The 12436-nt window shown below is 60.4% G+C and carries 6 protein-coding genes, 5 pseudogenes and 1 riboswitch; of the genes and pseudogenes, 7 read left to right on the top strand and 4 right to left on the bottom strand.

Translation table 11 applies throughout. From position 1 onward, the window contains the following. Positions 1-107 precede the first annotated feature (107 nt). From NEI07_RS05270 to NEI07_RS19590, 3 genes and pseudogenes are all read left to right on the top strand, one after another. Positions 108-243, top strand: a pseudogene (locus tag NEI07_RS05270) (ATP-binding protein); the annotation flags it as partial. Positions 244-426: 183 nt separating this feature from the next. Beyond that, positions 427-624, top strand: a riboswitch (cobalamin riboswitch). A gap of 493 nt (positions 625-1117) precedes the next feature. Beyond that, complete coding sequence (locus tag NEI07_RS05265) at positions 1118-3322, top strand: TonB-dependent receptor (RefSeq protein ID WP_256033187.1); 2205 nt, start codon at positions 1118-1120, stop codon at positions 3320-3322. A 132-nt stretch (positions 3323-3454) separates the two neighbouring features. Further along, positions 3455-3667 (top strand): annotated as a pseudogene (locus NEI07_RS19590) (globin domain-containing protein); the annotation flags it as partial. Between the two features lie 10 nt (positions 3668-3677). Here the strand turns inward: NEI07_RS19590 and tnpC are convergent. Then, positions 3678-4546 (bottom strand): annotated as a pseudogene (gene tnpC / locus NEI07_RS05255) (IS66 family transposase); the annotation flags it as partial. A gap of 150 nt (positions 4547-4696) precedes the next feature. Then, the gene (locus tag NEI07_RS05250; RefSeq protein ID WP_256033186.1) at positions 4697-5254 is read right to left on the bottom strand and encodes a hypothetical protein; all 558 of its coding nucleotides are present in this window, start codon (positions 5252-5254) and stop codon (positions 4697-4699) included. 193 nt (positions 5255-5447) lie between these two features. On the opposite strand from NEI07_RS05250, the gene NEI07_RS05245 reads away from it, so the two are divergent. Continuing rightward, positions 5448-5693 (top strand): helix-turn-helix domain-containing protein, encoded by a 246-nt coding sequence (locus NEI07_RS05245; protein WP_256033185.1) that lies wholly within the window; start codon positions 5448-5450, stop codon positions 5691-5693. A 172-nt stretch (positions 5694-5865) separates the two neighbouring features. On the opposite strand, the gene NEI07_RS05240 is transcribed toward NEI07_RS05245, so the two are convergent. Both NEI07_RS05240 and NEI07_RS05235 read right to left on the bottom strand, forming a co-directional pair. Then, positions 5866-8481 carry a PAS domain S-box protein gene (locus NEI07_RS05240; protein ID WP_256033184.1) on the bottom strand — a complete coding sequence of 872 codons (2616 nt, stop codon included), beginning with the start codon at positions 8479-8481 and terminating at the stop codon, positions 5866-5868. Positions 8482-8539: 58 nt separating this feature from the next. Beyond that, positions 8540-8680, bottom strand: coding sequence for a hypothetical protein (locus NEI07_RS05235; RefSeq protein ID WP_256033182.1), 141 nt, complete (start codon positions 8678-8680; stop codon positions 8540-8542). A gap of 810 nt (positions 8681-9490) precedes the next feature. Here NEI07_RS05235 and NEI07_RS05230 point away from each other — a divergent pair. The 3 genes and pseudogenes from NEI07_RS05230 to istB all read left to right on the top strand — a co-directional run. Further along, a pseudogene (locus tag NEI07_RS05230) lies at positions 9491-9922 on the top strand (DUF4158 domain-containing protein); the annotation flags it as partial. A gap of 350 nt (positions 9923-10272) precedes the next feature. Beyond that, positions 10273-11803: pseudogene (istA, locus tag NEI07_RS05225) on the top strand (IS21 family transposase). Beyond that, positions 11793-12436, top strand: a 644-nt coding sequence (gene istB / locus NEI07_RS05220; protein WP_256033181.1) for an IS21-like element helper ATPase IstB, incomplete at its 3' end; no start/stop codon positions are given. The pseudogene istA and the gene istB, both read left to right, overlap by 11 nt.

Genomic DNA, 12436 nt, shown 5'->3' with positions numbered 1-12436 from the left:
ACCGCGTCCTGACCGTTCCGGCAAAACTGCAATCCGATGGACAAAAAGCGAACGCCGAGAATCGGTGACCGTGATCACGCACCCCAGCCGTTCGAGGATTGTATTGTTCTGCGATGTTCGGCGACGCCAAGTTGACGACAGCGCGGCACGACCGCCTCTCGCTGCCACATCCTCGAGACCGGAAACGATAGCTTCCGCTTCAAAAACAGCTTGGCAAAAGCCGGCGAACCCGCAAAGGAGAAAACCCGGAACTTGACGAACCCCTGACCCTCAAACCATCTTCAAGCCGGGTCAGTTCTCAATGGAAAGCCCGGGTCAAATCTCAGCGGAAATCGAGAAACCATGCGGGTGCTGCGAAAATGCAACGCTCTAGAGGAATTCTTCGGCCGCTCTCCCTCAAATAGGTTGACGATACCCTCGTGCTACGTCCTCTATGAGATCGATGGTTCCCTTCGGGGATCAAAATGGGAATTCGGTACGCGCGACAGCGCTATTCCGAGGCTGCCCCCGCAACTGTAAGCGGCGAGTTTTTGAGCCAATATGCCACTGGGGAACTATCCCTGGGAAGGCGGTTCAAGGCGACGACCCGCGAGCCAGGAGACCTGCCATCGGTTGTGGTCACGCGCGATAGCGTCGGTCGGGGTGCACCGAGGCGGTCTCCATCATTGACGCGGTTTTAGCCAATGATGGACACAGACCTTTCGCAGTGACGGCCCACGTCTGCTGCAAGTCGGTGCATATGAAATCCCAGTTCTCGAAATCTCCGAAAGCCGGCGTTTGCCGCGCCGCGAGGCGTGGTTCGCCCATCCTGGTCCTATCTGCGACCCTCCCTGCAGCGTGCATAGACCGTCGTCATTCGACCGCCGTTTCCCTTTTTGCCCTTGCGGCCGGTCTGACGACGATGTGTCTGGGCGAGGCGTCCGCTCAGACGGCATTGCCGACAATCAATGTTGGCGGACATGCGGCGAGGCGAGCGACAAGTCAACATGCGGCCCGTCCGGCGGGTCCGGCGCGGCCGACCAGGCTAGTCGAAGTCGCGCCGGGGCCCTCCGGACAGTCGTCCGAGAATGACACGGCGCTGGGGCCCAAGATCGATTATCCCGCGGGTCCGCAGGAAATGACCTCGTCGAGCGAAAGGTTTTTCACCGGCGGACAAGTCAACGCGATCCCCTTCTATCGCTCCGGAGAGGCGCTCGAAATCGTGCCGGGTCTCGCCGTGACCCAGCACAGCGGCGAGGGCAAGGCCAACCAATATTATCTGCGCGGCTTCGATCTCGATCACGGCACTGATCTCGCGCTTTATCTCGACGGCATGCCGCTGAACATGCGCACCCATGGCCATAGCCAGGGCTATGCGGATGCGAATTTCGTCATGCCGGAACTGCTCGCGTCGATCGATGCGCGGAAGGGCCCCTACAACGTCGAGGATGGCGATTTCTCGAACGCCGGCACGATCCGCATGCAGTATTTGAATAGGGTGCCGACGGGCGTTTTCACATCAAGCGCGGGCGAATTCGGTTTCGCGCGCCAATTCGGCATGAAATCATGGGCCTTTATGGATGGCGACATTCTCGGCGCCGCTGAGGCGTCGGTGTATGACGGGCCTTGGGTCGTGCCGAACAGAGTGCGCAAGATCAACGCGGTGTTGCGCTGGATTCGCGGCACCGAGGCGAATGGGTTCGGCATTACCGGCATGGCCTACGCCAATCGCTGGAATTCGACGGGCCAAATTCCATTACGCGCCGTCGAACAGGGGCTGATGTCGCGCTGGGGAACGATGAACCCGACCGATGGCGGCGACACGACCCGCTTCTCGATATCCGGCCATTGGAGCCAGCTCAGCGAGACAAATTACTCCCGCATTGAAGGTTACGCCGCACATTCGACCTTGGATTTGTTCAACGATTTTACCTATTTCTTGTCTCATCCCATTCTCGGCGACCAGTTCCGTCAGTTCGATCGTCGAGCCATGCTCGGTTCGAACGGGGTTCACGACATTAAGTTCAACGTCGCCGAGACGCCGTTCGAACTGCGTTTTGGCTATCAGGGGCGTTACGACGATATCCGCGTCGGGCTGCAGGACACTTATGTTCGCCGGCCTTACGATACGATTCGCAACGATCACGTGGGTGAGGCGAGCATCGGCCTCTTCAGCGACATTAGAACAAAGTGGGCCCCTTGGCTGACGACGGTCGTCGGCACGCGTTGGGACTATTATTGGGCGAGCGTCGGCGGCCTTCAAAGCTATTGGGCTTCGCCCATCGTGGGGTACGTCGGGGATAATCCGAGTCAACCAGTCCGGCTTTGGACCGCGCCCTTCAATAATGGGGCGAGCACCGGACAGCTGCTTAGTCCCAAGGCGTCGGCGATCATCAATCCCTTCGACAACAAAACCGACTTCTATCTCAACTTCGGACGTGGATTCCATTCGACGGACGCGCGCGGCACGACGCAGACGTTCTCGACGACTGAGGGGTCGGATGATCTCGGCTACACGTTCGCGCAACGTCGACCGCTGCTTTCGCCATCGACAGGCGCTGAGGTCGGCGTCAAAACGAGAGCGATCGACAATCTGGAATCGGCGCTGACGCTCTTTTGGATTCAGCTTCAGTCGGAAAATGTTTTTGCCGGCGACGAAGGCAATACGGTGTTCGGGCCTCCGAGCCGCCGCGTTGGATTCGAGTTCACGAATCATTATCGGCCGTTCTCATGGTTGGGATTCGAAGGCGACCTGACCATGGTGAACGCGCGTTTTCTCGGCTTCGACAAGGATCAGGCTGACATTTACTACGCGCTGCTGCAGCCGGATGCGCTGCCTTCGGGCACCTTTCTTGGCAACAAGCCAGGAAATTTTCTGATCAACGCCGCGCCCATCGTCGCGACGGCGGTTCTGGAATTGGGCGAGTCGACGGGCTGGTTTGGGGCGCTCAAATATCGCTATATCGGCCCGCGCGCTTTGACGCAGGACGGCTTTTTCAAAAGCCCCGCAATCGGCACCGTGAATGCGCGCATAGGCTACCGCTGGAAAGAAGGTTGGAAGTTCCAGCTCGACGTCTTCAACATGCTGAACTCGCGTTCGCAGCTGATCGCCTATGGCTATGGCTCGCTGATCGGAACGGACCCGCTCTATCAGGCCTGCAATGGCGTCATCGCCGCGCCGGTGACCCTCGCCAACTGCGCCGTCGGCAGAATGGATGTCCATGCGCATCCGATCGAGCCGCCGTCTTGGCGTCTGACGTTCGGCGGACCGATTGAATTCGATCCGTCGGTGAAAGGTCCGGACCTTTTGGAGCCGTTCAATCTGGTGAAGTTCTGGGAGTGAGGAGGTGACGGCATATAAAGCTTATTCATGATGCACGAAAACGCCTTAAGGCCGCACTACTTTCCGAAGCCATTACGCATCAGGATATCATAGCTACGTTCGACTCACCCCAGCGCAAAACTTATCTCAGCGATGATGGTAAGATTTTCCCGTCTCAGAGCGTCTCAAATGCGGCTGAGTCCGGAAGCTAGGAATGAAACAAAGGGAATTTGCCCGCCTGGCGTCGACATGGATCAGCAAATCGCCAAACAGAAATCATTCCTGACCATGGCGTTTGGGGGTCCAAATAATTACACGGGAGCCCACATGCGCAATGCGCACAAGCGTCTCGTCGCGACGGGCCTCAATGATTCGCATGTCGACGCGGCTGCTCGGACTTTCGGTTTTGCGCATAGACATAGACGGCGAGCGGCGGATCGACGCCGCCCCATGGCCGATCGTCTCTCGCATAGGCCCAGAGCTGGCCGGTCTTGGTGCGTCCGCGTCCGGGATCGAGCACCGGCGCCCTCGTCTCGTCCGCGAAGATTTTCGACGACGATCTGATGTGCTCCAGCAACCGCTCGTGCACGGGCCGCAAATGCCACGCGGCGCGGCCGACCCAGTCGGCGAGTGTCGACCGATCGAGCGCGATCCCCTGCCGGGCGTGGATCTGACCCTGGCAATAGAGCGGAAGGTGGTCGGCGTATTTGGAGACGAGCACATGGGCGACGGTCGGCAGTCTGCCTTCGATCAGCCGCGCCGGAGCGGGCGCCTGCACGACTGCTGCCCTCGCAGGTGCGACAGGCGTATTTGGGCCGGCGCGTCACCAGCACGCGGAAATGCGCCGGCACGATGTCGAGCCGCTCGGACACGTCCTCGCCGATCCGGTGCAGCGCGCCCTTGCAGCAGGGGCAGCCCTTGTCATCGACATCGACGATCATCTCGATACACGGCAGATGGGCAGGCAGCGCGCCTCGGTTCGTGCGGCGCTTTTTGGCGGCCTTCTCACACGCTGGGCCGCAGAGCCGGCCTCGACCTGCGCGGCCGCGCCGGCTTCCATCTGCTCGACCTTTTCCAGCGCGAGCGGCGTCTGGTCTTCGGGAAGCGTCTCGGCGCGTCGCCCGAAGCGATGGCGCTCATCTCCTTGAAGATCTGGACGAGGCGGTCGTTGCGCGCGCGCTCGGCGAGAAGCATCGCCTTCAGCTCGTTCGGATCGTCGGGAAGCTTCTCGATCGCCTGCGCCATGAGGGCAGAAGACCATATTTTCTGCTGCCTTTCGACGCTCTTCGACGCCCTGATTCACTGTGTCGCGGCTCATCCCGGCGAGGCCGGCGCCGGCGTCTCTTTCGCCGCGCGCGCGCGCCGCCAATCGAGACCTTCCAACGATTGCGCATGTTAATGCCCCTCCTGGTGAGGCTGACAGATTCTGAGATCGAGGCGATCGATCTTGTGGGTTCGCAAATTTCGAATGCCATCGTGGACATCAGTGGTGTCGTTGAAGAGGTACCCGCTCGGTTGACGATCCACCAAGAGTCGTCCCTTCCTGATCTGCACGTAGAGCCAGTTTACCGGGATGCTCAGCTTTGTAGCCTTTTCTGGCGCGGTCACCACATCGGCGCCGTGCGACCATCGGGTTCGTGGCTTGTTCACATGAATGCCGTCGGCGTGCCGGATTCGCTGAACCGTGATCGGGAGGACCTCGCTCTCGCTGTTGGGAGAACGATGCCCCTCGCTCGTAAGGATGGCGGCGATCTGATCGTCATACATGCCGGCACGCGCGAGGGTGAGCGCGCGATCGCGCATTTCCTCTCCTCTCGCGAGCTTGGCGACCGCGTTGACCCTGCGCTGGATCGTCAGCTCGGTCACAGCCCCGCCGCGCCAAACGATCCGGACCGAGGCGATGTCATGTTCGCCGCGGTCGAGAACGACCTTGTCGATCAGGCGCCGCAGCAAGGCCTTACGTTGAGCATCAGTGGTGATTGCATCGCTCCAGATTTGCGGGAGACGGCTGCGAGGCGGATGACCTGGCCATGCATATCCTTGCCCAAGCCCATCTGAGCAATTGGCTGGGAAGACAATGCGATCGCGGCCATTCTAAATCGCTCCGGTAAAGTGACAGGGCATGGCACCGCTTGGACACGCACCCATGTCTGCCATCTTTCGGAAATCCAACGGCATTACCGTCTATCAGGAAGGGGAGCGACGCGAGCGCGGTGAGATAACCCTCGACGAAGCGGCAGAAATTCTGAACGTCAGTCGAGCGACCGCCTATCGGCTGATCACCAGCGGCGTGCTCCCAGCCCAGCAACTCTGCTCCGGGGCGCCGCTGATAATCCGCCTCGACGATGTGCAGGAGGACAACGTCCGAAACGAAGCCGACGCAAGGCGGTGACGACGCCCGATATCTGAAAGCCCGTTCCAAAAATCGCTTGAACTATAAGGAGATCGCCAGATGAGTATGAAGTGCCCCTCGTCGAGCCTCGCCGCTCGGCGCCTCCTCATACCGCGTTTGCCGGAGCCCAGAGTACGTTAAATATAGGGGCGAACTCGACGGATTCTATTGTTCACGAAATCTCCATGATCACCATCGCGATATCGTCGTTTCGAGGCGCGTGGCCGCAAAACTCGCGCATATCGGCCAGCACTTCGGTGATCAGCGTTTCTGGCGCAAGATCACGATGCGCCCTGAACGCTTTGCATAGGCGATCGACGCCGAAGAAATCGCCACGGGGATTTTGTGCCTCCGTGACTCCGTCGGTGTAGAATAGGAGCTTGTCGCCGGCAGAAAGTTCGATGCTACGCTCCTCGAATTCGACGGCGCGCTTCACGCCAAGCACCAGGCCATCCGCGTCCAGTAAGGTGCAGGCGGTTTGGGACGACCGCAGCAACAACGGAGAATTGTGGCCGGCGTTGGCGTATTTCAAGGTTCGGGTCTCGGACAGAAAACGGAAATAGAACATCGTGATGAACAATTCGGCCCGAGTGAGGTCGTGATGAAGTAGCTCATTCAAATCGCGCAAAACTTGCGCCGGGCCAGTTGGCGCGCCAATCCATCTGCGGGTTTCGGCTCGTAACGTGCTGCGCACTTCGGTCATAATGAGCGCCGCTCCGACGCTGTGACCGGACACGTCGGCGATTACGACATCGACGCCGCCGGAATTGTCAAAATAGTCGAAATAGTCTCCTCCCACATGGTTTGCGGGTAGGCAAACGCCGGCCAGTTCGACGCGGGGCAGGCGAAGTGGCGCGTCCGGCAACAACGAAAGTTGAATATGCTTCGCGATCTCCAATTCATGCCGGCTCTCCTCCGCTTTGCGTCGTTCGGTGACGTCCGTCTGGATGCCGATATAATGCGTGATTGCCCCGGCGTCGTCCACGACCGGCGAAATCAGCAACTCGTTCCAAAAGGCGGAGCCGTCCTTTCGGTAGTTCTTCATCGTTACTTCGCAGCTTTGTCCTTTTGAGATGGCGCGACGAATTTCATCGAGCGCCGCCGGATCGGTTTCGGGGCCTTGCAGCAGATTCATGCTGTGTCCGAGCAGCTCCTCGCGCGTATAGCCCGTGATGCGAGAAAGCGCCGGATTGACGTAAATATTGGGGTTTCCAGGAATTCGCGCATCGCAGATCACAATGCCGATGTGCACGGATTCGATCGCGCGATTGCGAATGCGCAGGGCGTCTTCGGACTGCTTTCGCGCTGTAATGTCATGGTCCACGCCACGCCATTTGATCAACTCGCCATTGGGGTCAAATATGGGGGCGCCAGTCGACTCGGTGTAGACGTCATGCCCGTCCTTGTGACGGTAATGATTGACGAGCCGGTGAAACGGATGACAATTTTCGGCCGAATAGGAAGGAAGCTCCGCCATCCAATGTTCGGGGGGCTCCCCTGCGAATAAGTCAAGATAGCTTTTTCCCAGGATCTCTTCCGGCTCCAACCCGAGAATGTCTCGCACCGCGACGCTGCTATAGATGTAGCGGCCCCGCGTGTCCTGTTCCCAAAGCCATTCGCCGGCCATCTCCGCGACATGTCGGAAACGTTGTTCGCTTTCGGCGAGCGCCTCCTTATCCTGCTTTTGTCGCGTGACGTCCTCCTGAATCGCCAAGAAGTGGGTGATTTCGCCCCGAGCGTCGCGCAAAGGCGTAATCGTTTCCTGCGCCCAATAGAGTTCGCCGCTCTGCTTCCGATCCTGGATTTCTCCGCGCCATTCGCTGCCGCTGCAAATGGTTTCCCAGAGACGGGGATATAGCTCGCTCGCCGTATGATTGGATTGAAGCAGACATGCATTCTGGCCGATCAGTTCGTCAGCTTCGTACCCCGTCAAATGGACGAAACGGTTGTTCACATATTCAATACGCCCTTCCTTGTTCGAAATCATCACAGCGGCGGGGCTCTGCTCCACCGCCGCCGCAAGGGTTATAAGCCGCTCCTCGGCGCGCTTTAGCCTGGTCAGATCGTGAGCGACCCCGACGAAGTATCGTTTCCCCTCCAACCAGATCTCGCCAATGGATAAATACATTAGGAAGGTCGAGCCGTCCTTTCGCCGTCCGGAGACCTCCCGGCTTGTGCCGATGATCTTCTTGAAGCCGGTTTCGCGATAGTTTGAAAGGTAGCCGTCGTGAGCGTCGCGATATGGCGCAGGCATCAGCAACTTGACGTTGGCGCCGAGCGCTTCCTCCGCGCGATAGCCGAAGAGCGTCTCGGCTCCCGCGCTGAACAATTGAATTTTGCCGCCTTCGTCGATGACGATAAGGCCATCGGCCATCCCGCCGAAGATGGCCTCGAGTATGACCTTGATACGGCGTAGTGCGACGCCTTCGATCAGTACAGGTTCACGGGGATGAAGCTTCAACAAAGTCCACGCGGCGTTGCTTCCAACCGGGCAAATCGCACACACGGCGTCAATCTTGCTTCCATCCTTTCGACGAAGTCGAACTTCCAACCACCCCGATGGCGCCGTTGGGGGATCGTGCGACGATGGCGTCGGGTCGGCACCGCAGTTGCGACTCGAGATTTCCAGCTTTGTGAGGAGCGGATGGCTGATCAGTTCTTCTTCTAAGTAGCCAGTCAGCCGCTCAGCCGCGCCATTCATCGCGCACAACTCACCGGCCTCGTCCAACAAGCAAAGGCCTTCGTCAAAGGCGTCGAGGATCAAGCGCGCAGGCGGGTTTTGGATCACGGCGCCAACTCCTCTGCATCGCGCAACGCTGAGCGCGTTGTCGGCTTCGCTCCATCGCTTAGGCTATTGCGCGGTCGTCAAACGCCGCGCCACAAGCATCGATCAGCGTGTCGGGTTCAGCGCCGAAGGCTGCGAAGGCCGCGAGCGTCGGCACGGCCGTCTCGACCAGTTCGGCGCGCGATCGCTGAATCTTGGCCAAATGAGACTCGAACCCAAGACGTCGGAAGAACGCCGTGGGTTCTCGCAAACCCATTCGCAACTCGAACGACGCTACACGCGCCGGTTCCGCGCGAAACCGGTCGTTGAAACGCGGTCTGCAACCGTCGCTCCCAGGCGTTCGGCGCCTTAGCTTCGGCCAGAAGCATTGCGATCTGACGCAGCCCAAACAGAACGACCGCGTCGTCGTAAAGCTCGGCCGCAACCCGGATGTCCTGCCCCGCGGATTGAGAAAGCTCCACCAGAACCGGAAGTCGCGTAGCCTGTTCAAGAACAACTGCCGCGAGGTCTCGGGAGCGACCGAACCCAGAATGGCGAACTCCGCGCTTTCGCTGAAGTGATCAAGATAGTCTCGCAGATATGCGCGCCATTCGGCGATTTCTTCCGCACGCGGTTGGAGGCGTTGGCCACGCTGCAACGCCGAGCGGCACAGGTAAGCGGGGGCGCTTTCGAGCTGCAGAAAATATTCATATTGCCGGCTGGTCGTCATTTTCCATCTAGATGTGAGCTTTCTATAGGTTGTCCATCCGGACGAGACCGAGGAAAGTGGAGTTGCGAAGCTTCACCTTTTCGAGGTCCGGATGAACATCTATAAGAATGCCCGTTTGACGCCGAGCGATCGAGCAGAATTGGCGCGGATTGTCCTGCAAGGCCGCCAATCGATTGCGCAAGCGCAAAAGCTTTTCACGTTTGCGCCAAGACCAATGGGGACGGGGCGGTTCCGGCAGGTGGACGCGGAAGGGATGGCCGATCGTTCGGCGGCTGCGCAAGCCCACGCTGCAGGCCGCGATCGATGAGATCATCACGCTGGGCCGCCAGCGCTTCACTGGAATATCGCAAAGTTGCGGGCGTCAGCGCGGCGACAGTGAGCCGCGTGCTCCGGCTCGGCTTTGCGGTGCATCTCGCCTACCAGCGCTCTCCAGGTCGAGTGCTCGGCATTGACGAAACTCCGCCCGCGGACGTTCTATCATTCATTGCCGATCAACTCGGCGTGGAGCGGGGGATATTTCACGAGTATGCTCGTCGAGAGGAAACTCGCTGGGAGCATCTGGGCGAGATACAGTCGCATTTGCGGGTTCGTCCTTTCAACCGCGATGATTATCGCTATGTCGCAAAGATTGCGACGACCGAAGCGACTGGCACGGATCGCGGCGCTGTCATTGTTGCCGCCATGATCGAAGCACTCCGTACTCGCGGCATTTTGTTGCCTGCGCCGACATTTTTGGAGCGCATCGGCCTGGCGGCTCGCGCTCGCGCCCGAAAGCAGGCGTATAAGAATCTCGTCGATGGATTGACAATCGCCCTCAATAGGAAGAACGCTCTCTTCGCCGGCTCGGACGAGGGCGCTTCATACTGCTCAGCTGGCGATATCCTTATAAATCAAGAAGTTTTTGGAACGGATTTTGAGATCTCGGACGCCGTCGGCGCCTCGCGTCGGCTTCACGGCGGACACCGTCCTGCTGCACGTCGTCGTGCCGGATTATCAACGGCGCCCCGGAGCACAGTTGCTGCGCTGGGAGAACGCCGCTGTGATCAGCCGATAGACCGTCGCGCGACTAACTTGCAGAACGTCGGCTGCTTCGTCGAGGGTTACCTCGCCGCGCTCGACTCGTTCGCCTTCGCGATAGACGGGGATGTCGTTGGTGTTCCGGAGACCGCAGACATGGGCGCGCGTCCACGCCGCGCCGCGCCCCGTCAATTTGCCAGAACGATTCTATATGGCGGCGATTGCGTGGTCCGGCAGTTGCCGTGCCAGCACGCGAACGAGATCAACAACATCGGCGGCCACTGTCCAGCGGGTCTGCCCGACCTTGTTCTTCTTGACCGTCATGCCGGTATGATCGCCACCGACGGTTCCTACAATCGCGTGGCGGCCTTCGCGCGCGAGTGGAAGGCGGCGCGGCATCGGGAGCAACAGACCTGTGGGCGCAGCGCGTTTGTGCCGCTGACGTTTCTGCCCGGCGAGGCGTTCCAGTTCGACTGGTCGGAGGATTGGGCGATCATCGCGGGCGAGCGGACCAAGTTGCAGGTCGCCCAGTTCAAGCTCTCCTACAGCCGCGCGTTCTTCCTCCGCGCCTACCCGCAACAGACGCATGAGATGCTGTTCGACGCTCACAACCACGCCTTCCGCGTGCTGGGCGGCGTGCCGCAGCGGGGCATCTACGACAACATGAGCACGGCGATCGACAAGGTCGGGCGCGGCAAGGATCGCCAGGTCAACGCCCGCTTCACCGCCATGGTCAGTCACTTCCTGTTCGAGGCCGCGTTCTGCAATCCGGCCTCTGGCTGGGAGAAGGGGCAGATCGAGAAGAACGTTCAGGATTCTCGCCATCGGCTCTGGCAGCCGATCCCGGATTTTCCCTCACGGGCGGCGCTGAACGACTGGCTAGAGGCGCGATGCCTCGAGCTGTGGGCCGAGATCCCGCACAGCGCGCAACCGGGGACGGTCGCCGAGGCTTGGCGCGAGGAAGTTCAGCACCTGATGCAGCCTTCGCGGCCATTCGACGGCTTCGTCGAACACGCCAAGCGAGTCTCGCCGACATGCCTGATCCATTTGGAACGCAACCGCTACAGCGTGCCGGCCTCGTTCGCCAATCGCCCCGTCAGCGTGCGGGTCTACCCTGAGCGCGTCGTCGTCGCCGCCGAAGGGCAGATCGTGTGCGAGCACGCCCGCGTCTTCGCCCGGTCGCATGACCACAAGGGCGTGACGGTCTACGACTGGCGGCATTATCTCTCCGTTATCCAGCGCAAGCCGGGCGCGTTGCGCAACGGCGCGCCCTTCGCCGAACTGCCGGTCGCCTTTCGGACGCTGCAACAGTGCATGCTCAAGAAGCCGGGCGGCGACCGTGAGATGGTCGAGATTTTGGCTCTGGTCCTACAGCACGACGAGCAGGCCGTGCTGACCGCCGTCGAACTGGCGCTGGAGGCCGGCGCGCCGACCAAGACGCACATCTTGAACCTGTTGCACCGCCTGGTGGACGGCAAGCCGGTCGACGCGCCGCCCGTGAAGCCGCCCAACGCGCTGACGCTCACCACCGAGCCGCAGGCCAACGTCGAGCGCTACGACGCGCTGCGCAAGGGTCCGGAGGCGCGCCATGCGTCATAATCCCGCCGCCGGCGCCATCGCCATCATGCTGCGCAGTCTCAAAATGCACGGCATGGCGCAAGCCGTCAGCGAGCTGACCGAGCAAGGCTCCCCCGCCTTCGAGGCCGCGCTGCCGATCCTGTCGCAACTCCTGAAGGCGGAAATCGCCGACCGGGAGGTGAGATCGATCGCCTACCAACTCAAGGCTGCGCGGTTCCCGAACTATCGCGATCTCGCCGGCTTCGACTTCGCCAGCAGTGATGTCAACGAGGCGCTCGTGCGCCAGCTCCATCGCTGCGAGTTCCTCGAGGATGCGCATAACACCGTCCTGGTCGGGGGACCTGGCACGGGGAAAACACATCTGGCGACAGCAATTGGCGTCCAGGCCATTGAGCATCATCGAAAGCGCGTCCGCTTCTTCTCCACCGTCGAACTCGTCAACGCGCTCGAAGCGGAAAAGCACCAGGGCAAGTCCGGACAGATCGCAGCACGGCTCGTTCATTCCGATCTCGTCATCCTCGATGAGCTCGGCTACCTGCCATTCAGCGCTTCCGGCGGGGCGCTGCTGTTCCACCTGCTGAGCAAGCTCTACGAGCGAACCAGCGTCATCATTACGACGAACCTCAGCTTCGGCGAATGGGCGGCCGTATTCGG

The organism is Methylocystis suflitae (genome assembly GCF_024448135.1).
Lineage (GTDB): Bacteria > Pseudomonadota > Alphaproteobacteria > Rhizobiales > Beijerinckiaceae > Methylocystis > Methylocystis suflitae.
This window is presented reverse-complemented; position numbering and strand designations above follow the sequence as displayed.